20 protein-coding genes and 1 tRNA gene are annotated in these 20,036 nt (G+C 72.7%); 4 read left to right on the top strand and 17 right to left on the bottom strand.

Annotated elements, in window-relative coordinates; genetic code table 11:
- From ACFV4P_RS19130 to ACFV4P_RS19075, 12 genes are all read right to left on the bottom strand, one after another.
- Window positions 1-681 (bottom strand): 1-hydroxy-2-methyl-2-butenyl 4-diphosphate reductase, encoded by a 681-nt coding sequence (locus ACFV4P_RS19130; protein WP_380472522.1) that lies wholly within the window; start codon window positions 679-681, stop codon window positions 1-3.
- The gene (gene shc / locus ACFV4P_RS19125; RefSeq protein WP_073813173.1) at window positions 678-2,636 is read right to left on the bottom strand and encodes a squalene--hopene cyclase; all 1,959 of its coding nucleotides are present in this window, start codon (window positions 2,634-2,636) and stop codon (window positions 678-680) included. The genes ACFV4P_RS19130 and shc overlap by 4 nt, the downstream gene beginning before the upstream one ends.
- A gap of 7 nt (window positions 2,637-2,643) precedes the next feature.
- A complete protein-coding gene (locus ACFV4P_RS19120) occupies window positions 2,644-3,807 on the bottom strand; it encodes a polyprenyl synthetase family protein (RefSeq protein WP_380472520.1) in 1,164 nt (387 codons plus the stop codon).
- Window positions 3,804-5,201, bottom strand: a complete 1,398-nt coding sequence (gene hpnE, locus ACFV4P_RS19115; protein WP_380472518.1) for a hydroxysqualene dehydroxylase HpnE — start codon at window positions 5,199-5,201, stop codon at window positions 3,804-3,806. Before hpnE ends, ACFV4P_RS19120 begins: the two co-directional genes overlap by 4 nt.
- 94 nt (window positions 5,202-5,295) lie before the next feature.
- Window positions 5,296-6,153 (bottom strand): presqualene diphosphate synthase HpnD, encoded by an 858-nt coding sequence (gene hpnD / locus ACFV4P_RS19110; RefSeq protein WP_073813179.1) that lies wholly within the window; start codon window positions 6,151-6,153, stop codon window positions 5,296-5,298.
- A 41-nt stretch (window positions 6,154-6,194) separates the two neighbouring features.
- Window positions 6,195-7,154, bottom strand: coding sequence for a squalene synthase HpnC (hpnC, locus tag ACFV4P_RS19105; RefSeq protein ID WP_380472516.1), 960 nt, complete (start codon window positions 7,152-7,154; stop codon window positions 6,195-6,197).
- 151 nt (window positions 7,155-7,305) lie between these two features.
- Window positions 7,306-8,118 (bottom strand): ABC transporter ATP-binding protein, encoded by an 813-nt coding sequence (locus tag ACFV4P_RS19100; RefSeq protein WP_083462434.1) that lies wholly within the window; start codon window positions 8,116-8,118, stop codon window positions 7,306-7,308.
- Window positions 8,111-9,082 (bottom strand): ABC transporter permease, encoded by a 972-nt coding sequence (locus tag ACFV4P_RS19095; protein WP_380472514.1) that lies wholly within the window; start codon window positions 9,080-9,082, stop codon window positions 8,111-8,113. The genes ACFV4P_RS19100 and ACFV4P_RS19095 overlap by 8 nt, the downstream gene beginning before the upstream one ends.
- A gap of 119 nt (window positions 9,083-9,201) precedes the next feature.
- Window positions 9,202-10,086 carry a glycosyltransferase family 2 protein gene (locus ACFV4P_RS19090; protein WP_380472512.1) on the bottom strand — a complete coding sequence of 295 codons (885 nt, stop codon included), beginning with the start codon at window positions 10,084-10,086 and terminating at the stop codon, window positions 9,202-9,204.
- Window positions 10,083-10,820 carry a CDP-alcohol phosphatidyltransferase family protein gene (locus ACFV4P_RS19085; protein WP_198953369.1) on the bottom strand — a complete coding sequence of 246 codons (738 nt, stop codon included), beginning with the start codon at window positions 10,818-10,820 and terminating at the stop codon, window positions 10,083-10,085. The genes ACFV4P_RS19090 and ACFV4P_RS19085 overlap by 4 nt, the downstream gene beginning before the upstream one ends.
- Window positions 10,821-10,890: 70 nt before the next feature.
- On the bottom strand, window positions 10,891-11,952 hold the full coding sequence (locus ACFV4P_RS19080; protein WP_073813190.1) for an iron-containing alcohol dehydrogenase family protein: 1,062 nt from the start codon (window positions 11,950-11,952) through the stop codon (window positions 10,891-10,893).
- Window positions 11,940-12,695, bottom strand: a complete 756-nt coding sequence (locus tag ACFV4P_RS19075; RefSeq protein WP_380472509.1) for a sugar phosphate nucleotidyltransferase — start codon at window positions 12,693-12,695, stop codon at window positions 11,940-11,942. Before ACFV4P_RS19075 ends, ACFV4P_RS19080 begins: the two co-directional genes overlap by 13 nt.
- 506 nt (window positions 12,696-13,201) lie before the next feature.
- Here ACFV4P_RS19075 and idi point away from each other — a divergent pair.
- Window positions 13,202-13,807 (top strand): isopentenyl-diphosphate Delta-isomerase, encoded by a 606-nt coding sequence (gene idi / locus ACFV4P_RS19070; RefSeq protein WP_073813195.1) that lies wholly within the window; start codon window positions 13,202-13,204, stop codon window positions 13,805-13,807.
- Window positions 13,808-13,812: 5 nt separating this feature from the next.
- On the opposite strand, the gene ACFV4P_RS19065 is transcribed toward idi, so the two are convergent.
- On the bottom strand, window positions 13,813-14,358 hold the full coding sequence (locus ACFV4P_RS19065) for an ATP-binding protein (protein ID WP_380472507.1): 546 nt from the start codon (window positions 14,356-14,358) through the stop codon (window positions 13,813-13,815).
- Window positions 14,359-14,724: 366 nt separating this feature from the next.
- Between ACFV4P_RS19065 and ACFV4P_RS19060 the strand changes: the two genes are divergently transcribed.
- Window positions 14,725-14,812, top strand: a tRNA-Leu gene (locus ACFV4P_RS19060).
- A 166-nt stretch (window positions 14,813-14,978) separates the two neighbouring features.
- Here the strand turns inward: ACFV4P_RS19060 and ACFV4P_RS19055 are convergent.
- Both ACFV4P_RS19055 and ACFV4P_RS19050 read right to left on the bottom strand, forming a co-directional pair.
- Window positions 14,979-15,512, bottom strand: coding sequence for a hypothetical protein (locus ACFV4P_RS19055; RefSeq protein ID WP_380472505.1), 534 nt, complete (start codon window positions 15,510-15,512; stop codon window positions 14,979-14,981).
- Window positions 15,513-15,520: 8 nt separating this feature from the next.
- On the bottom strand, window positions 15,521-15,703 hold the full coding sequence (locus ACFV4P_RS19050; RefSeq protein ID WP_380472503.1) for a MerR family DNA-binding transcriptional regulator: 183 nt from the start codon (window positions 15,701-15,703) through the stop codon (window positions 15,521-15,523).
- A 95-nt stretch (window positions 15,704-15,798) separates the two neighbouring features.
- Here ACFV4P_RS19050 and ACFV4P_RS19045 point away from each other — a divergent pair, with 95 nt between their 5' ends.
- Window positions 15,799-16,134 carry a hypothetical protein gene (locus ACFV4P_RS19045; protein WP_380472501.1) on the top strand — a complete coding sequence of 112 codons (336 nt, stop codon included), beginning with the start codon at window positions 15,799-15,801 and terminating at the stop codon, window positions 16,132-16,134.
- Window positions 16,135-16,189: 55 nt separating this feature from the next.
- Here ACFV4P_RS19045 and ACFV4P_RS19040 read toward each other — a convergent pair whose 3' ends face one another.
- On the bottom strand, window positions 16,190-16,612 hold the full coding sequence (locus ACFV4P_RS19040) for a Fur family transcriptional regulator (RefSeq protein WP_380472499.1): 423 nt from the start codon (window positions 16,610-16,612) through the stop codon (window positions 16,190-16,192).
- Between the two features lie 207 nt (window positions 16,613-16,819).
- Between ACFV4P_RS19040 and katG the strand changes: the two genes are divergently transcribed.
- Window positions 16,820-19,042, top strand: a complete 2,223-nt coding sequence (gene katG / locus ACFV4P_RS19035) for a catalase/peroxidase HPI (RefSeq protein WP_380472497.1) — start codon at window positions 16,820-16,822, stop codon at window positions 19,040-19,042.
- A gap of 108 nt (window positions 19,043-19,150) precedes the next feature.
- On the opposite strand, the gene ddaH is transcribed toward katG, so the two are convergent.
- The gene (ddaH, locus tag ACFV4P_RS19030) at window positions 19,151-19,960 is read right to left on the bottom strand and encodes a dimethylargininase (protein ID WP_380472495.1); all 810 of its coding nucleotides are present in this window, start codon (window positions 19,958-19,960) and stop codon (window positions 19,151-19,153) included.
- Window positions 19,961-20,036 lie beyond the last annotated feature (76 nt).

Raw genomic sequence — 20,036 nt, 5'->3', positions numbered from 1 at the left:
TTAGCTCGCCTCCTGAGGGAGCGTCGAGGGCTGTGTCGAGGACGGTGGGGTCGCCGGCGGAGGGGGTGCCACGTTCAGCTGCCGGTGCCAGGCGGTGAGGGCGGGGACGGCGGCCCGCAGCGCCCGCCAGGCCCGGAAGCCGGCGGGCAGGGTGCCGGGGCGGACGAGTTCCCGCTCGGGGGTGTCGACCACCACCCGCAGCACGGCGGCGGGCAGGTCGGGGGCGTGCTCGGCGCGGGCGGCGAGCACCGCGGCGGCCTCCATGTCGACGGCGAGTGCGCCCTCGGCGTGCAGCCGGGCCCGTTCGGCGCCGCGCACCACGTGGTCGGCGGTGCGGTGGGTGCCCAGGTGGACGCGGAGCCCGGCCTCCTCCAGGGCGGTGGCGAGTGCGGGCGCGGTGGCCAGCGGGTGGGTGCGGCCCTCGGCGTCGGTGACCCGGTCGGCGACGATCACCTCGCCGGGTCGCACTCCGGGGCCGACCGCGGCGCCGAACCCGGCGACCAGCAGCGCCCCGTAGCCGCCGGCCTCCAGCAGCACGGCGGCCCGCCGCCCGGCCGTCCTGCGGCCCATGCCGGTGCGGGCCAGCACCGGGGGCCCGCCGGCCGCGCCGGACCAGTCGCCGCCGCGCAGCGCCCAGGCCTCGGGGGCGAGCGCGCAGAGCACCAGCAGCGGGGCGGTCATCGGTGGCCGCCCCGGCCGAGCGGGGCGTCGTGCAGGTAGCGGCCGAGGGCGGTGACCGGGAAGACCAGCCGGTACAGGTGGTAGTTGATGGAGAAGTCCCAGGGGAACCCGGTGCCGGTGAACTGCGGTTCGTCCCACGTCCCGTCGGGGCGCTGGGTGCGGGTCAGCCAGGCGACGCCGCGTTCGACGGCCTCGGAGTCGCGTTCGCCGGCGGCGAGCAGCGCCATCAGCGCCCAGGCGGTCTGCGAGGCGGTGGAGTCGCCGCGGCCGGCCCAGGTGGCCGGGTCCTCGTAGGAGCGCATGTCCTCGCCCCAGCCGCCGTCGGTGTTCTGCCGGCCGGTCAGCCAGCGGACGGCGCGTCGGATCGAGGGGTGGCCGGGGGTGAGTCCGGCGGCGATCAGGGCGGGCAGCACGGAGCCGGTGCCGTAGATGTAGTTGGTGCCCCAGCGGCCGAACCAGGAGCCGTCGGCCTCCTGGTGGCTCAGCAGCCAGGCGACGCCGCGCCGGGTGCGCGGGTCCCGGGTGCGGCCGGTCTCGGCGAGCATCTCCACCATGTGCGCGGTGACGTCGGCGGACGGCGGGTCGATGACTTCGCCGAAGTCGCAGAACGGCAGCTTGTTGGGCAGCCGGCTGGTGTTGTCGGCGTCGAACGCGGCCCAGGCGCCGTCCTTGGACTGCATGCCGAGGCTCCAGTCGACGGCGCGTTCGACGGCGCCGGCCATCCGGGGCCGGTCGGGGTGGTCGATGCGGCGCAGCGCGAGCACCACTTCGGCGGTGTCGTCGACGTCGGGGTAGGTGTCGTTCTGGAATTCGAACGCCCAGCCGCCGGGGGCGAGCCGGGGGCGCTTGACGGCCCAGTCGCCGCGGGTGGTGACCTCCTCGCCGAGCATCCACTCGCCGGCCCGGACCAGGGCGGGGTGGTCGCCAGGCAGGCCGGCGTCGCGCAGCGCGATGGCGGCCAGGCAGGTGTCCCAGACCGGGGACTGGCAGGCCTCCATCCAGCGCTCGCCGTCCTCGGTGTGCACGGTGAAGGAGTCGAAGGCGGCGAGGCCGGCCTTCATCACGGGGTGGTCGAGGCCGTAGCCGAGCAGCCGCAGCGCGATCAGCGAGTACACGGCGGGCGGCTGGATGCCGCCCCAGCAGCCGTCGGCCTCCTGCCGTTCGACGATCCAGGCGGCGGCCTGCCGCAGCGCCAGCCGGCGCACCGGTTTGACGGCGTGCCGGTGGTAGTGGTGCATCAGCCGGTCGAGGCGCTGGAAGAGGCCGTCCCAGGTGTGCGCGGCGGCGAGCGGCCGCCTCGGGTACGGGTTCGCCGGGTCGGTGTGCAGTTCGTCGAGGTCGAACGGGGCGGGGCGCACGGGGCGGTGGGCGGAGACCACGGTCAGCGGGACGATGGTCTGGCGGGCCCACTGGCCGAAGGAGTAGATGTTCAGCGGGGCCCAGCTGGGCAGGAACAGCACTTCGGGGGGCAGTTCGGGGAGCTTCTCCCAGGGCCACCAGCCGAACAGGGCGAGCCAGATCCGGGTGAAGACCCGGGTGGCGGCGATGCCGCCGTGCTCGCGGACGAAGGCGGCGGCGGCCCGCATGTGCGCGGCGTCGGGGTCGTCCCCGGCGAGCCGGAGGGCGACGTACGCCTCGACGGTGGTGGACAGTTCGGGCGGGCCGCCGTGGAAGGTGGCCCAGGTGCCGTCCTCCCGCTGCCGGGAGCGGATCCAGGCCGCGGTGGCCCGGGTCTGCTCCTCGGTGCGGATGCCGAGGAACTGGCGGAGCAGCAGGTCTTCGGCGTCCATGGTGACGTTGGTCTCCAGGTCGCCCTTCCACCAGCCGTCGGCGTGCTGGAGTGACAGCAGGTGTGCGGTGGCCCGGCTGAGCGCCGCCGCGGGTGAGGAATCGTCAGATCGTGTTACTGCAACTGAGGTTTGGGGTCCGAGCCTTCCACCCGCGGTTGCTGTCACTCTTACGTCACCTCTCTCTGACCACCACGAATTCGGCGAGTGCGACGAAGTGCTCGCGCACCTCGTCGGCCATGGGCACCTCGCCGAGCGCGGCGAGGGCGGTCTCGTACTGGCGGCGGGCCTCTTCCTGCGTCCAGGCCCGGCCGCCGGCCTGTTCGATCAGCGCGGCGCGGGCGGCGAGCTGCTGCTCGCTCTCCTCGCCGCGGCCGGTCGGGTCGGCCAGCTGTGCGGCCAGCTCGCGGGAGGCGGCGCCACCCTCGGCCAGCGCGGCGCACACCGGAAGCGACTTCTTGCGCGACTGGAGGTCGCTCCAGTGCGGCTTGCCCGTCACTTCGGTGGCGCCCCAGATGCCCAGCAGGTCGTCCACCGCCTGGAATGCCAGGCCCAGGTGGTGGCCGTACCGCTGGAGCGCGTCGGAGATCCTGTCGTCGGCGCCGGCCAGCACCGCGCCGATCGCCGCGGAGGCCGCCAGCAGGGCGCCGGTCTTGCCGCCCTCCATGGTCAGGCACTCCTCGACCGTCACCACGTCCCGTTGTTCGAACGAGACGTCCAGCGCCTGACCGTCGATCAGCCGCCGGGTCGCGGTGGTGATCAGCCGGACGGCGCGGGCGGCGTCGGTCGGAGTGGCCCCGCCGGTCACCGCGGCGTCCAGCAGGACCTCGGTGCCGAGGGTGGCCAGCGCGTCGCCGACCAGTACGGCCTGCGCCGGGCCGAACACCGTCCAGGCGGTGGCCCGGTGCCGACGCGTCTCGTCACCGTCCATCAGGTCATCATGGAGGAGGGAGAAATTGTGGACCAGTTCGACCGACACGCCGCCGGGTACGCCCACCTGCGCGTCCGCGCCCACCGCCTCGGCCGACAGCAGGGCCAGCGCCGGGCGCACGGCCTTGCCGCCGTCGCCCGCGGCGGGCCGGCCGTCGCGGTCGATCCAGCCGAAGTGGTACGCGGCGACGGTGTCCATCGGTGCGGCCAGACGGGCGACGGCCTCGCGCATCGGCGGCGTGCAGAGCGTGCGTCCGCGCGCCAGCAGGTCCAGGACCGTCGGGGTGTCCCTGACCGTCGAGCCGGTGCGTGCCTCCACGTGCGTTCCCTCTCGGTACGTCTGACCGGCCGCGAACGGCGGCCGGCCGGGTGCGATGTCGGTGGTCGGGGCCTGCCGGGTCTCCGTCATCGGGGCCACCGCCCGTCGGCCCGGTCGACGGGGAGCCGGCCGGTGCCGGCCAGCGCGGCGTCGGCCGCGGCGTGGCCGCTGCGGACCGCGCCCTCCATCGTCGCGGGCCAGCCGGTGGCCGTCCAGGACCCGGCGAGCAGGATGCCCGGGACGTCGGTGCGCGCGCCGGGGCGCAGTGCGGCGGTGCCGGGCGCCGGGTCGAAGGTGGCGGTGCGCTCCCGGGTGACGAAGAAGTCCAGCACCTTCGCGTCCCGGGCGGCGGGCAGCAGCCGGGCGAGCTCCGGCAGGTAGCGGTCGCGCAGTTCGGCGACCGGCAGGTCGATCTCGTCCTCGACGGCGGACTGCGACACGGCCAGGTACTGGGCGCCGGGCACGTCCAGCCCGGAGTGCCGGGTGCGGTCGAAGACGAACTGCACCGGGGAGCCGATCGCGGCGAAGAACGGGCGGCGGATCAGCGGCCGGTCGTAGATCACGTGCACGTTGAGGATCGGCGAGGTGCCGAAGTCGGCGAACCGCTCCTGCCCGGGGACGGCGCCGGGCGGCAGCAGCGCCGCCGCGGTGTCCTGGGCGCCGGCCAGCACCACGGTGTCGGCGGTGAGCAGTTCGCCGCGCTCCAGCCGGACGGCGTGCGGTTCGGCGGCCTTGAGTTCGGCGGCCTTGGCGCGCAGCAGCACCCGGACGCCCGCGCGTTCGAGTTCGGCGCGGGCCCGGTCGTGGTGGATCTCGCCGAGCGGGACGCGGGCGGTGCCGATGTCGGCGGCGCCCGGGTCGGAGAGCAGGCCGGTCTGGAAGACCTTCGCGGCCAGTGCCATCGAGGTGCGGTCGGCGGTGGCGTTCAGGGTGGCGACGCCCACCAGGTCCCAGACCGCCTCGACGGTGGCCGGGGTCTGGCCGTGGCGGCGCAGCCACTCGCCGAAGGAGATGTCGTCGAGCGCCGGGTCGTCCAGCCGCAGGCCCTTGAGGGCGAGCGCGCCGCGCACCACCCGCAGCCGGTCGGCCGGACTCAGGTGGCGGTAGGTGGCGAGACTGCCGGCCAGGTGCAGCGGGACGGGCAGGGCGGCACGGCGGAGCCGGCCGAGGCTGCGGGTGCCGTCGGCGGCGAGGCCGAGCACCGGGACGTCCAGCCGGTCCTGGAGGTCGGTCAGGTCGTGCGCGCCGAGGCGGTCGATCAGGCCGCGGTAGGCGGTGCAGCAGCGCATGAACACGTGCTGGCCGTTGTCGACCGTCAGGTCGCCGCGCTTGAAGGAGAAAGCCAGGCCGCCGAGTCGGGGACGGGCCTCGACCAGGGTGGTGCGCACGTCGGCGTCGGCCAGGCGGAGGGCGGCGGTGATGCCGGCCAGGCCGCCGCCGATCACCACGGCGGTGCGCTGCCGCTGCGGCGTCGGCGTGCTCATCGGTCCTCCCCGGCAGCAGTGGACTGTGGGCACAACAACGTGCGCATGCGTCGTGATTCCCTGTTGACACAGCGTGACATAACTGGCGTGAGAATCAAGAACGCCCTCCGGCGAGCCCGGACAGTGCCACGTACGCCTTCTCCCAGCCGGGCAGCGAGACCCGGCCGCGGAGCACCGAGTGCGGGTCGGCGGCGATCCGGCCGAGCAGGCGGTGGTAGATGCCGGCCATCGCGGCGGTGGCGGCGCGGCTGCGGCGGTCGAGCATCGGCAGCAGGCGCAGGCCCTCGGTGAAGGCCTGCTGGGCGCGTTCGGCCTCGAAGGCGACCAGGCCGGTGAAGTCGGCGCCGACCGGGAGCTGCGGGAGGGCGAAGCCCTGCTGGCAGCCGAACCGGACGAGGTCCTCGGTGGGCAGGTAGGTGCGGCCGTTCAGGGCGTCCTCGCGCAGGTCGCGCAGGATGTTGGTGAGCTGCAGGGCCAGGCCCAGGGTGTCGGCGTACTCGGCGCCGCGCTCCCGGTCGTCGCAGCCGTACACGCCGAGCGAGAGGCGGCCGATCGAGCCGGCCACGCAGCGGCAGTACACCTTGAGCTCGTCGAAGGTCTGGTACTCGACGCCCTTGAGGTCCATCTCGACGCCGTCGATCAGCTCGTCGAAGCCGCCGAGCGGGATCGGGAAGCGGCGGGCGGCGTCGGCCAGCGCGACCTTGATCGGGTCGGTGTCCTCCTCGCCGACCGCGCCCGCCCGGATCTCGTCCAGCAGGGCGCGGGTGCGGGCCAGCGCCTCGGTCTTCTGTTCGGCGGGCAGGTCGCCGTCGCCGATGTCGTCGACCCGGCGGGCCAGCGCGTACAGCGCGGACATCGCCAGCCGCTTGGCCTCGGGCAGCAGCCGGATGCCGTAGCTGAAGTTGCGGGCCTGCAGGGCGGTGACCGCCTCGCAGTACCGGTAGGCCGCCATGACCGGCGCGGACGCCAGTGGTGATGCCCCCACGCGGGCGCTCACCTTCCCTTCGCGAAAAGTGCCGCCGCCCGGCCGGCCAGGCGGCGCTTGTCCGGCTTCGCCCGGTGCGCGAGCACGTCGTACCCGGCCGCCGCGATGGCGTCCAGGGCGGCGTACCCGCCGGCGGTGAATCCCGCCAGCAGCAGTCGAAGCCTCCCGTGAACCGTACCTACCAGCGGCGCGCCGCGGTCGAGCAGGGTCCGGGCCCGGCTCGCCTCCCAGGCGATCAGCTGCCGGACCTCGCGCGAGGCGGCGGGGGCGGCGAGGTCCTGTTCGGTGACGCCGAAGGTGGCGAGGTCCTCCTGCGGGAGGTAGATCCGGCCGCGGTCGAGGTCCTCGGCGACGTCCTGGAGGTGTTCGACGATCTGCAGCGCGGTGCAGATCGCGTCGGACATCTCGATGCGGTCGGGGGTGGCACGGCCGGCCAGGGCGAGCACCAGGCGGCCGACCGGGTCGGCGGAGAGCGTGCAGTAGTGCCGCAGGTCGTCCCAGGTCGGGTAGCGGGTGACGGCCTGGTCGACCCGGTTGGCGTCGATCAGGCGGCGGAACGGCTCGGGGGTGACGGCGTGCCGTTCGATCAGCGGGACGAGGCCGCGGATCAGCGGGTGCCGGGGCTCGCCGGCGGCGGTGCCGAGGACGGTGCCGCCCTGGGCGCGGTCGTCGCCGAGGGCGGTGGCGAAGGCCCGGTCGAGGTCGCGCTCCAGGCCGTCCAGCAGGTCGAGCCGGAAGTCGGCGTCCTCGGGGGCGCCGGGGACGTCCAGCAGGTGGGCGACGGAGGCCGGGTCGGCGAGGTCGCCGTCGCCGGCGTCGTCGATCAGCCGGGCGAAGCCGTAGACCGCCATCAGGTCGCCCCGCCAGGCGGCGGGCAGGAAGGCGGGGGCGACCGGGAAGTTCTCCAGGTCCGCCTTGTCCAGCGTCACCGCCGCTGTCTGGTTATCGGATTTGGTTGAAGCCGACACTGCCGTCACTCCCCCGTTCTACACCGGTGCCGGGCGCCACCGCGCCTCGGACACGCTTCCGTCGCCACGCCTTCACCCGCCGCACGGCACAGGGCCGGTGCCGGGGAGGACTCCCCGCGCACCGGCCCTGCGACCGTCGGCCGCGCCCCGTTCAGGGGCGCTCGCCCTTCTCGTACCGCCGGACCACCTCGTCGGTGTGCCCGTCCATGATCAGCTCGCCGTGCTCGATCCAGATGGTGCGCTCACAGGTCTCGCGGATCGCGTTGTTGTCGTGGCTGACCAGGAAGACCGTGCCGGCCTCCTTGCGCAGCTCGTTGATCCGGGCCTTGGAGCGCTGCTGGAAGCCCTGGTCGCCGGTGGCGAGGGCCTCGTCGATCAGCAGCACGTCGTGGGTCTTCGCCGCGGCGATGGAGAACCGCAGGCGGGCGCCCATGCCGGAGGAGTAGGTGCGCATCGGGAGCGAGATGAAGTCGCCCTTCTCGTTGATGCCCGAGAAGTCGACGATGCTCTGGTAGCGCTCGCGCACCTGGGCCGGGGACATGCCCATCGCCAGGCAGCCCAGCACCACGTTGCGCTCGCCGGTCAGGTCGTTCATCAGCGCCGCGTTCACGCCCAGCAGCGAGGGCTGGCCGTTGGTGTAGATGGCGCCCTTGGCGGTCGGCAGCAGGCCGGCGATGGCCGCCAGCATGGTCGACTTGCCGGAGCCGTTGGAGCCGATCAGGCCGACGGCCTCGCCCTTGTACGCGGTGAAGCTGATGCCGCGCACCGCGTGCACCTCGCGGATCGCGGGCGACTTCTTGCGGGTGATCATCCGGCTCAGCGCCGAGGTGGCGCTGCCCTTGCCGGCGCCCGCGCCGTGCACCTTGTAGATGATGTGCACGTCGTCCGCCACCACGGTGGGGACCCGGGCCTGGTTGTCCACCGCGGTGGTCTCCTTCAGGGTGTCGATCGCTGCGTCAGCCACGGCCGTACTCCTCCTCGGACTTCCAGAAGAACACGAAGCCGATGACGAAGGCGACGACCGCCCAGGTGCCGGCCATGATCCAGATGTGGTGCGGGAGGTTCAGCGCGGTGGGGAGCTGGTGGCCCGCCGCGTCGTAGCCGCCCGGGTACTTGGTCTTGTCGAAGCTGTCCGGCATGAACGCGTAGCGCATCAGGTCCATGTAGACCGTCGCCGGGTTCCAGGAGTAGACCGTCTGCCAGATCGTCGGCCAGCTCTTGATGTAGCCCGAGACGCTGTACATGACGCCGGAGACGTACATCCAGGTGCGCAGCAGGAACGGCATCAGCTGCGAGATGTCCGAGGTCTTGGCGCCGACCCGGGCCATCACCATGGCGAGGCCGGTGTTGAACAGCGACTGCAGCAGCAGCGCCGGGACGATCAGCAGCCAGGTCATGGCCGGCTTGATGTCGTTCGCCAGCACGATGGCGACCAGCACCACCATCGAGATCAGCAGCTGCTGGAGCTGGATCACGGTGAAGGCGATCGGCAGCGCGGCGCGCGGGAAGTGCAGCGCCCGGATCAGGCCGAGGTTGTCCGAGATGGACCGGGTGCCGGCCTGGATCGCGCTCTGCGAGAACTGGAAGACGAAGACGCCGACGCACAGCCAGGCGATGTAGACCGGGACGCCGTCCCGGCTCTTCATGATCACACCGAAGACCAGGTAGAACACCGCGCAGTTGAGCAGCGGGGTGAGCACCTGCCAGAGCTGGCCGAGCTTCGCGGTGGTGTACTGCGCCACCAGGCGGGCGGTGGCGAACGAGCTGATGAAGGCGCGCCGGGCCCAGAGCTGGCGGATGTACTTCGGCAGACTCGGCCGCTTGCCGCTGACGGACAGCCCGTACTTGTCCGCCAGTTGCTTCGGGGTCAGACCCGCGTCGGCGCCCCTCGGTGCGGAGAGGTTGACCGGGTCACTCAGTGTCGACACATTCGTCCTTCAGGGGGTCGAAAATCCCGCGCCCGAGGGGACGGGGCGCGGAACCGGGGCGTACCACGAGGAGCTCAGGTTTGCGTGCGGCCGGCGGGGGTATCGCCGACCGGTTGCGATCAGATGATTGGCGGTCTGCCGAGCTTGGTCAAGCGCCAGACGGTGGACCACTTCATCGGCCGACGCGGGCCGCAGGGCTCGCTCCAGCCTGCCCGGAACCCGCCGAGCCACGCCTTGAGCGCCGAGCCGGAGGGCCGGCGGGCGACGGTCAGCAGGAACCAGGTCCCCAGGTAGAGAGGCACCAACAGGGCCGGAAGGTTCCGTCGCGCCAGCCACACCCGGTTGCGGGCGACGTTGTGGAAGTACGCCGCGTGCCGCGCCGGGGAGGTCGCCGGGTGGTACAGCACCACGTCCGGGCGGTAGTCGATGGACCAGCCGGCGTCCAGCGCCCGCCAGGCCAGGTCGGTCTCCTCGTGGGCGTAGAAGAACTCCGCGGGCAGCTGCCCGGCCTGCGGGAAGACCGCGCTGCGCACGGCGCTCGCGCCGCCCAGGAAGGTGGTGACCCGGGAGCCGCGCATCGGGTCGCTGGCGCGCAGCCGGGGCACGTGCCGGCGCTGGGTGGTGCCGGTCTCCGGGTCGGCGATCCGGAACGAGACGATGCCCAGCGACGGGTCGGCGGTGAACGCCTTGCGGAGGAGTTCGGCGGAGTCGGTGTTCGGCAGCGAGCCGTCGTCGTCCAGGAACAGCACCGCGTCGACGTCCCGGCCGTCCGGGCCGAACAGCTCGATGCCGACGTTGCGGCCGCCGGGGATGCCCAGGTTCTCGGGCAGCTCGACAGTGCGCACGCCCGCGGGCAGCGGGGGCAGCGGGGCGCCGTTGCCGACCACGGCGAGTTCGACCGGCGGGCCCTGCTGGGCGCGCACCGACTCGATCAGCGCGTTCAGTTCGGCGGGCCGGTTGCCCATGGTGATGATGACCGCGCCGAGGCGGAAGTCGTCGCTCATCGCAGCCTGCTGGACAGCACGATCGACAGCAGGTGCAGGACGGTCTGCAGCATCGCGATGGCGGCGAGCACCACCACGGCGAGGCGGGTGAAGTACAGGCCGCCGTGGACCTGGTCGGCGATGCCGGCGGCCAGGATGAACAGCGAGGCCTCGACGGCGCCCACCAGGCGGTGGAACTTCAGCAGCGCGGCGGCCCGGCGGGCCTTGGCGACGGCGTTCGAGCGCGGCACCGAGGCCTCGTCCTGGACGGCGGTCATCCCGGAGCGGGCCCGGGCGACGTCGACCAGGTCGGTCTCGGACTTGATCAGGATCGCGCCGAGCGCGGCCAGCGTGCCGAGGAAGGCCCACTGCCAGGCGGCGTGGTCGCCGTCGCGGTGCAGCAGGTCGGCGGCCCGCAGGCCGAGGCCGGTGAGCAGCGCGGCCTCGGACATGTAGTGGCCGACCCGGTCCAAGTAGACGCCGGTGAGCGAGGTCTGGCGGCGCCAGCGGGCGACCTCGCCGTCCACGCAGTCCAGCAGCAGGTAGATCTGGATCAGCAGCGCGCCGAGGATCGCGCCGGTCAGGCCCGGGACCACCAGGGCGATGCCGGCCAGGATGCCGGTGAGCATCATCAGGTAGGTCAGGCCGTTGGGCGTGATCACGGTGACGGTCGACAGGATGCGGGTGATCCGCAGCGAGATCTTCCGCATGTAGAGGCGGCCGGCCCAGTGCTCGGCGCTGCGTCGCTGGAGCATGCCCTCCGGGTGGATGACCGCCCGGAGCTCCTCGATCGACGGGCGGCGGGTGAGGTCAACCGGCGGGCGTTCAGCTGTTGACGGCTTGGACATAGTCGGCGTACGCGTCCCTGATGTCTGTGGCGGAGAGGTCGAGGTGTTCGAGGATGGTGAAGCGCCCCGGTCTGGTGTTCGGAGCGTAGTGCACCGCTTCGGTGAACTCCGCCTCGGTGAAGCCGATCTGATCGGCGGTCACCGGCAGGCCGTGGAAGCGCAGGCGCTCCACGATCAGTCCGGACAGGTCCCGCTCGCCCCGCAGGAAGCAGGCGAAGGCCGCGCCGAGGCCGACCTGCTCGCCATGCTGGGCGGACCGCTTGGGGTACAGCACGTCCAGGGCGTGCGAGATCTCGTGGCAGGCTCCCGAGCTGGGCCGGGTGCTGCCCGCGATGTTCATCGCGATGCCGGACAGTACCAGGGCTTCCGCGAGCGTCGTCAGGAGGTCCGGGTCCTCCAGGGTGCCCGGGTGCCGCAGCAGGTTCTCACCGGCCGCCCGGGCCATCGCCACGGCCAGGCCGTCGACCGGCTCGCCGGTGACGGTGTGCGAGAGCTCCCAGTCGGCGCAGGCGGAGATGTTGGAGACCGCGTCGCCGATGCCCGCCGCCACGAAGCGCTTCGGCGCCTTGGAGATGACGTCCAGGTCGACCACGATGCCGATCGGGCCGGGCACCCCGTAGGAGCCGCGGCCGGCGTCGTTGTCGAGGGTGGAGACCGGGGAGCAGATGCCGTCGTGGGCGAGGTTGGTGGCGACCGCGACCACCGGCAGACCGACCCGGGCCGCGGCGTACTTGGCCACGTCGATGATCTTGCCGCCGCCGAGACCGACCAGGGCGTCGTAGTGGCCGCGGCGGATCTCGTCGGTCAATCGGACCGCGCTGTCCAGGGTGCCGTCGTCGACCTGATACCAGTCGGCGCCGGGCAGCGCCGGCTCCAGGCGCTCGCGCAGCACGGCGCCGGAGCCGCCGCTGATCGCCACCGCGATCCGGCCGGACGAGGAGAGCCGCTGGTCGGCGAGGATGCCGCCGAGCGCGTCCAGCGCGCCGGACCGCACCTCGACGAAGACCGGCGAGGGCACCAGTCGGGTCAGTACCGGCACGCGATCTCCCGGGCCTTGGCCAGGTCGTCGTGGTTGTCGACCTCGACCCAGGAGACCTCGCCGATCGGCTGGACGTCGACGACCAGGCCGCGGTCGACCATCTCCTGGTAGCCGTCCTCGTAGTACAGCTGCGGGTCGCGCTCGAAGACCGCCTTGAGGGCGTCGGCGAGGGCCGGGCCGGCCGACGGGTTGATCACGGTGATGCCGATGTATTCGCCGGTGGCGTCCAGCGGGTCCATCAGCTTGGTGATCCGGCGCACGCCGAGCTCCGGGTCGACGACGACCTTCATCTCCTCGTCGGCGAGCTTCTTCACGGTGTCCAGCGCGAGCAGGATGCCGGGGGCCTTGCCCTCCTTGATGCGGCGGTCGTTGCCGTCCAGCATGGTGCGCTGCACCGAGGCCGGGTGGACGGTGTCGCCGTTGGCCAGCAGCAGGCCCTCGCCGAACAGGTCGCGGGCGCACCACAGGGAGTAGGCGTTGTTCCACTCCTCGGCCTTGTCGTTCTCGACCAGGGTGAGCTTGACGCCGTACTTCTGCTCCAGCGCCTGCTTGCGGTCCTCGACCGCCTCCTTGCGGTAGCCGACGACGATCGCGGCCTCCCGCAGGCCGACCTCGGCGAAGTTCCCCAGGGTCAGGTCGAGCACCGTCCGCTCTCCGTCGACCGGCACCAGCGCCTTGGGCAGGGTGTCGGTGTACGGACGAAGCCGGCGGCCTGCGCCGGCGGCCAGGACGAGGCCGATCATGCGGGACTCCAGGGTCTCGGGTGCCGTCCGGCGCGCCGGTGCGGTAGCGGCGCCGGGACGCGGCCGCGGCTGCGGCGCGCCGTACGGGCGCGTCTTGCGGACCGCCCGGTCCCACTGATGGTAGGCGACCCCGGCCACCTGCCAGAACGCGGCCCGGGCGGCTCAGGTGATCGACTGCCGGGCTGCGCGGCGGTCGGATCGCATGATCGACTGCTGAATCCGGGGCGGTCGGATCAACCGATCAGCTGCGGGCACGGGGCGGACGTTCGAGGACGCCGTACGGTCGCGGATCGCACAGTTCCGCCGAACAACGGTCCTCCACACCGGTGACGTGCGTCGCGGCCCCGGGGCCGCCCGGGCATGCGGCAGACTTGGACCCCGACGCCGTCGGCGGACCGGCCAGACCGGGCCGACGTGCGCGCAGCCGACCTCACAACCGGGGTGGGCGGCCCCGGGCCCGGCCCGGGCGCGGCCCCGGTCCACGCGCCGAAAGGGGCATTTCGCCCATGAGTCCTGCTGTCAGCCCGACCGACGACCTCTCCCCCGAGCTCGCCTCCCCGTCCGCGGCCGCACCCGGCGAGATCCTGCTGGAGCTGGTCGACGACCACGGCGCGACCATCGGGACCGGGGAGAAGCTCTGGGCCCACCAGCAGCCGGGCCGGCTCCACCGCGCCTTCTCGGTGTTCCTGTTCGACCGACAGGGCCGGATGCTGCTGCAGCGCCGGGCGCTCGGCAAGTACCACTCGCCGGGTGTCTGGTCGAACACCTGCTGCGGCCACCCCTACCCCGGCGAGCAGCCGTTCGTGGCGGCCGCCCGCCGCACCACCGAGGAGCTGGGCGCCGCCCCCGCGCTGCTCTGCGAGGCCGGCACCACCCGCTACGACCTGCCGGACGAGACCACCGGGCTGATCGAGCGGGAGTGGAACCACCTGTTCGTCGGGCTGATCACCGCCGAGCCGGACCCGGCGCCGGAGGAGGTCGAGGACACCCGCTTCGTCACGGCCGCCGAGCTGCGCGCGCTGCGCGCCGAGAAGCCGTTCTCGGTGTGGTTCGAGACGGTCTTCGAGGCGGCCCTGCCCGGGATCCGGGAGATCGCCGGCAACGACTGGTAGGCGTTTCAGCAGTCCGGGCCGCCGTCGGGGCCGTCCCCCGTCCCGGCGGGGCCCGGTGCCGGCAGCAGCGGCGCCGGCAGCGGCAGGCTGGCCCAGATCACCTTGCCGCCGTCCTCGGTGGGCTCCACGTCGCACTCGCCGCCCGCCTGCAGGGTCACGCTCTTGACCAGCAGCAGGCCGCGCCCGCCCGGGCGGACCGGGTCGTTCGACTGCGCCCTGGGGCGGTACGGGTGGCCGTCGAGCACCGCGACCCGCACCCGCTCCGGGTCGATCACCAGCTCGCAGTGCACCTGCGGGGAGAGCGCCGCGGCATGCGTGACGGCGTTCGACACCAGCTCCGAGACGATCAGCAGCAGGTCGTCCACCAGCTCCTGGTAGCGCTCCCCCGCCATGCCCTGGGCCAGCAGCCGGTCCCGCACCGCGTGCCGGGTGCGCGGCACCGAGGACTCCTCCGGGGCCGCGCTGAACCGCCACGCCCCGGGCCGGGGCCCTGCCGCGCCGGGCCGCCGCCCGGCCGCGGCGTCCGTGGCCGTCTCCTGCGTCTGTTCCACTGCACGCCGCCCTTCGCTCGGGGCTCCCTGGTGACCCGAGGCTAGGAGAGCGGGCCCCCGCGAGTGGCACCGGGACTGGAATCACGCGTGTCGTGAAGCTTCCCGACCGATTCGGTGCGCGATTCGCCCCGTCCTGGCCGCGCACGCTCCCGGACGGCCCGTTTTTGCCGCCGGAACACCCGTCCGAACCCCGCTCACCAGCAGTTTCACCCCTCTCTTCGCCCGCCTTGCCCCCCTCTGCCCGATATGCCCGGGCACTTCACCTCCGGGCCTCGAAAACGCAGGTGAGAAGCACTCCGGAAGCCTGGTAATGTTCTCTTTGTCGCCAGGGGGCAGCCGAAAGGAAGCCCGAAGGCGAGACACCTGGTCCGGGTGGCGGAATGGCAGACGCGCTAGCTTGAGGTGCTAGTGCCCTTTATCGGGCGTGGGGGTTCAAGTCCCCCCTCGGACACCAACGAAAGACCCCAGTTCATCTGGGGTCTTTCTGCTTTTCCGGCTGTGACATGACCAACCACGCGACCAACGACCGAGTGGATCCCCGGGTCGGACCACCGGGTCGATTGACCTCCCAGCACTTTCTTGCGCTCGCCCCCTACCTCGGCGAAGCGCTGCGGCGCGGGTCAGCCGCAGCGCTTGCCGACCTCGGCACGGTAGTCCGCCGCCGCCATGACGTCGGTCCGCCCGGCGCCCCGGCCCCTGACGACCTGGCCCGCTTCGAGCCTGAGCAGGGTCTCACCGGTGACCTTGAGCATCCCGGTGTCCAGCTTGCCGTCGCGGCTGACCGAGACCTCCACCTCGTACGTCGCAGCGGCCTGGAACGTGGTCGGCCTGGTCCCGGTCGCCAACCAGTCCGGGCCGAGCTCTGCGGGATCGATCCGGTCGATCTCGGAGGCCATGCTGCGCGGAACCGCCGCCCAGGTGGTCGTCCGCCCGTCCACCTCGGCACTTATCGACACGTCGGCCACCTTCTCATCGGGGCACCTGCCGGGGTCGATCACGAGGTTGCCCTGATCCACCCGCACGGCGATGGCGCGTTTCTGCGCGGGCGTGCATCCGGCCAACACGGGTACCGCCACCAACCCGGCGCACGCTGCGGCCGCGATCCGCCGCCACCGGGTGCGCGGGGATCCGGACAGTGGTGCCGCGCCGCTCAACGGAGAGCTCATTCGCCCGGCTCCCGGAAGCCTTCGACGCGGCCGCCGGGAATGCGATCGACGGGGGTGACGACCAGGCCGACTCGTTCGTAGGAGCGCAGGGTGTGGACGCTGACGCCTGTGCGTTCGGCGGCCTCGGCGATGGTCAATCCCTGGGCGGGAAGCACGGGTTGGGGCTTGATTTCGAGCACGCTCGAAATCGTAGCGTCAGCACGGACGGCCGGTCGGACCGGACGGATCTGACGATACGTCAGCTCAGTGGCCGGACACGGATCAAGGGGGCCAGGTGCCCGAACTGGACGGCGGGCGGAAGCGGTTGGTGCTCGCAATGTGCTGCGCGAGCATGGTGATGGCGGTGCTGGACATCACCGTGGTGAACGTGGCACTGCCGTCCGCGCAGTGGGAGTTGGGCGCGTCGGTGGAGGCGCTGCCGTGGACGGTGGACACGTACACGCCGGTGCCGGCGGGGGTGACGCTGTGCGCGCCGGCGCCGGGCCCGGGGACGCCGGTGTCGGCTGCCCGGCAGACGGGTTCTGCGGTGGCGGTGGCGGGCACGGCGCTCGCGGGCGGTGCGGCGTTCACCTCGGCGGCGCACGGGGTGCGGTGGCGTCGGGCGCGCTGATCGCGGTACTCGGCGCGGCGGGGTCGGGCCGCCGGTCGGGTGTGGTGGCCGGGGGTCAGGCGGAGTGGCGGGCGCAGTCGGCGCAGAGTCCGCGGTAGGTGACCTCGGCGGCGGTGATGGTGAAGCCGAAGCGTTCGCCGGCGGGGAGGGCGGCCAGCGGGTCGCCGGTGGGGTGGACGTCGCGGATGGTGCCGCAGGCGAAGCAGACCAGGTGCTGGTGCGGCTGGTGGGCGTTGGGGTCGTAGCGCTTGGCGCGGCCGTCGGTGGAGACCTCCAGGATCTCGCCGAGGGTGACGAGTTCGCCGAGGGTGTTGTACACGGTGGCGCGGGAGATCTCGGGGAGGCGTTCGGCGGCGCGGGCGTGGACCTCGTCCGCGGTCAGGTGGACGTGGTCGCCGTCGAGGACTTCGGCCACCACCCGGCGCTGGGAGGTCAGCCGCCACCCCCGGTCACGCAGCCGTTCCAGCAGGTCACTCATGTGTTCATCCATTCAGCTCAACAGACGCCCGAACTGTACAGGGGACGCGGCGACGCGCCCGAGTCGAGCGGAACCACCACCCGATTGACCGAGTTCTTGACTTAGACTGTGTCTATCTTAGGATCGACTCCGGCGAACGGCCAAGGTGCCCGTCAGCGCCGAAGTGTCCGTAAAGAGTGCGATCCGCCCGATCCGGAGGGACTTCCCATGCCCGAGAACGACGACGCCATCGTCACCGACCCCAAGTCCGAGGGTGCGGGCGGCTGCCCGGTCGCGCACGGCCGCGCGCCCCATCCGACCCAGGGCGGCGGCAACCAGCAGTGGTGGCCGAACCGGTTGAACCTGAAGATCCTGGCCAAGAACCCGGCGGTGGCGAACCCGCTGGGCGGCGACTTCGACTACGCCGAGGCGTTCAACAGCCTCGACCTGCCCGCCGTGAAGCGCGACATCGAGCAGGCCCTCACCACCTCGCAGGACTGGTGGCCCGCCGACTTCGGCCACTACGGCCCGCTGATCATCCGGATGGCCTGGCACAGCGCCGGCACCTACCGGATCTCCGACGGCCGCGGTGGCGCGGGCGCCGGCCAGCAGCGCTTCGCCCCGCTGAACTCGTGGCCGGACAACGCCAACCTGGACAAGGCCCGCCGGGTGCTGTGGCCGGTCAAGAAGAAGTACGGCAAGAGCCTGTCCTGGGCCGACCTGCTGATCCTCTCCGGCAACGTCGCGCTGGAGTCGATGGGCTTCGACACCTTCGGCTTCGCCGGCGGCCGCGCGGACGTCTGGGAGGCCGACGAGGACGTCTACTGGGGCCCCGAGACCACCTGGCTGGGCGACGAGCGCTACACCGGCGACCGTGACCTCGAAGACCCGCTGGGCGCCGTCCAGATGGGCCTGATCTACGTCAACCCCGAGGGCCCCAACGGCAACCCGGACCCGGTCGCGGCGGCCCGCGACATCCGCGAGACCTTCCGCCGGATGGCGATGAACGACGAGGAGACCGTCGCGCTGATCGCCGGCGGCCACACCTTCGGCAAGACCCACGGCGCCGGCCCGGCGGACAACGTCGGCGAGGCCCCCGAGGGCGCGGGCCTGGAGGAGATGGGCCTCGGCTGGAAGAGCACCTACGGCTCCGGCAAGGCCGGCGACGCGATCACCTCCGGCCTGGAGGTCACCTGGACCAACACGCCGACCACCTGGGACAACACCTTCTTCGAGATCCTGTTCGGCTACGAGTGGGAGCTGACGAAGTCCCCGGCCGGCGCGCACCAGTGGAAGCCGAAGGACGGCGCCGGCGAGGGCACCGTGCCGGACGCCTTCGACCCGTCGAAGAAGCACGCCCCGCAGATGCTCACCACCGACCTCTCGCTGCGCTTCGACCCGGTGTACGAGCAGATCTCCCGCCGCTTCCTGAACGACCCGGCGGCGTTCGCGGACGCCTTCGCCCGCGCCTGGTACAAGCTGACCCACCGTGACATGGGCCCGGTGGCCCGCTACCTCGGCCCCGAGGTGCCCAGCGAGGAGCTGCTCTGGCAGGACCCGCTGCCGCAGGCGCAGGGCGCGCCGATCGACGCGGCGGACGCCGCCGCGCTCAAGGAGCGGGTGCTGGCCTCCGGGCTGACCACCGCGCAGCTGGTGTCGACCGCGTGGGCGGCGGCGTCCTCGTTCCGCGGCAGCGACAAGCGCGGCGGCGCGAACGGCGCCCGGGTGCGCCTGGAGCCGCAGCGCGGCTGGGAGGTCAACGACCCGGAGCAGCTGGCGCAGGTGCTCCGGGTGCTGGAGACCGTCCGGACGGCGTTCAACGCGGAGGGCGGCAAGCACGTCTCGCTGGCCGACCTGATCGTGCTGGCCGGCACCGCGGCCGTCGAGCAGGCCGCGAAGGCCGGCGGCGTGGACGTCGCGGTGGCCTTCCACCCGGGCCGGGTGGACGCCACCCAGGAGAAGACCGACGTCGAGTCGTTCTCCGCCCTGGAGCCGAAGGCCGACGGCTTCCGCAACTACGCGGGCAAGGGCAGCCGGCTGCCCGCCGAGTACCTGCTGGTGGACAAGGCGAACCTGCTGAACCTGTCCGCCCCCGAGCTGACCGTGCTGGTCGGCGGCCTGCGGGTGCTGGGCGCCAACCACGGCGGCTCGCAGCACGGCGTGTTCACCGACCGTCCGGGCACGCTGAGCAACGACTTCTTCGTCAACCTGCTCGACATGGACACCGCGTGGGCGCCGGTCGGCTCCGACAACGCGCTGTTCGAGGGCCGGGACGCCGCCGGTGCGGTCAAGTGGACCGGCACCCGGGCCGACCTGGTGTTCGGCTCCAACTCGGAGCTGCGGGCGGTCGCCGAGGTGTACGCCTCGGACGACGCCAAGGAGAAGTTCGTGAAGGACTTCGCCGCCGCCTGGACGAAGGTCATGGACCTGGACCGCTTCGACCTGGCGTGAGCCGGTGAATGACGGAGGCCCGGTCCCGCTGGTGCGGGGCCGGGCCTCCGGTGTGTGCGGCGCTTCGGTGCTTCGGTGCTTCGGTGAGTGGGTCAGTGGGTCAGTGGGTCAGTGACGCAGTTCGAGGGTGCAGCACTTGACGGCGCCGCCGGCCCGGAGCAGTTCGGTGAGGTCCACGCCGATCGGGTGGAAGCCGCGCTCGCGGAGCTGCTCGGCGAGGCCGGTGGCGGCCTCCGGGAGGACGACGTTCGCACCGTCGGAGACGGCGTTGAGGCCGAACACCCGGGCGTCGTCGGCGCCGGCCAGGATCGCGTCCGGGTAGAGCCGCTCCAGCACGGCCCGGGACTCGGCGTCGAAGGCCGGCGGGTAGTACATGATCTCGTCGTCGTCGAGCACGGCGAGCGCGGTGTCCAGGTGGTAGTGGCGCGGATCGACCAGCCGCAGGGTGACCACCTCGCGGTCGAGGAAGGACGCGGCCTCGGCGTGCGCGGCGGGCTCGGTGCGGAAGCCGGTGCCGGCCAGGATGCGGCCGCCGGCCACCAGCAGGTCTCCCTCGCCCTCGTTGACGTGTTCGGCGTCCCGGACCTGCCAGCCCCGCTCGCGGAACCAGCCGGCGTACGCGGGGCCCTCGGCGATCCGCTCCGGGTACAGGAAGCGGGCGCCGAGCACCCGGCCGTCGACCACGGTGGCGCCGTTGGCGGCGAACACCATGTCCGGCAGGCCGGGCAGTGGCTCGATCAACTCGACGGTGTGGCCCAGGCGTTGGAAGAGCGCGTACAGCTCGTCCCACTGGGCGAGGGCGGTGCCGGTGTCGGTGGGCTTGGCCGGGTCCATCCACGGGTTGATGGAGTAGTCGACGGTGAAGTGCGCGGGCCGGCACATCAGGTAGTGGCGCGGGCGGGCGGTTCGCGGCGACACGGTGGTGTCTCCTTCCGGGCGGAACGGGTCGACTGACGGTCGGTCAGCGGTACGCCGTACGGGCGAAGTCTGAAGG

The organism is Kitasatospora sp. NPDC059795 (genome assembly GCF_042732175.1).
Lineage (GTDB): Bacteria > Actinomycetota > Actinomycetes > Streptomycetales > Streptomycetaceae > Kitasatospora.
Note: the sequence above shows the minus strand (reverse complement) of the source record. Positions and strands in the feature narration are given on the sequence as shown.

Excerpts from the sequence above, each read along its gene's own strand:
- ACFV4P_RS19130 (WP_380472522.1), bottom strand. The coding sequence starts at position 681 with ATGACCGCCCCGCTGCTGGTGCTCTGCGCGCTCGCCCCCGAGGCCTGG.
- ACFV4P_RS19120 (WP_380472520.1), bottom strand. The coding sequence starts at position 3,807 with ATGACGGAGACCCGGCAGGCCCCGACCACCGACATCGCACCCGGCCGG.
- hpnE (WP_380472518.1), bottom strand. The coding sequence starts at position 5,201 with ATGAGCACGCCGACGCCGCAGCGGCAGCGCACCGCCGTGGTGATCGGC.
- hpnD (WP_073813179.1), bottom strand. The coding sequence starts at position 6,153 with ATGGCGGCCTACCGGTACTGCGAGGCGGTCACCGCCCTGCAGGCCCGC.
- ACFV4P_RS19090 (WP_380472512.1), bottom strand. The coding sequence starts at position 10,086 with ATGAGCGACGACTTCCGCCTCGGCGCGGTCATCATCACCATGGGCAAC.
- ACFV4P_RS19085 (WP_198953369.1), bottom strand. The coding sequence starts at position 10,820 with ATGCTCCAGCGACGCAGCGCCGAGCACTGGGCCGGCCGCCTCTACATG.
- ACFV4P_RS19075 (WP_380472509.1), bottom strand. The coding sequence starts at position 12,695 with ATGATCGGCCTCGTCCTGGCCGCCGGCGCAGGCCGCCGGCTTCGTCCG.
- idi (WP_073813195.1), top strand. The coding sequence starts at position 13,202 with ATGAGTCCTGCTGTCAGCCCGACCGACGACCTCTCCCCCGAGCTCGCC.
- ACFV4P_RS19040 (WP_380472499.1), bottom strand. The coding sequence starts at position 16,612 with ATGAGTGACCTGCTGGAACGGCTGCGTGACCGGGGGTGGCGGCTGACC.
- katG (WP_380472497.1), top strand. The coding sequence starts at position 16,820 with ATGCCCGAGAACGACGACGCCATCGTCACCGACCCCAAGTCCGAGGGT.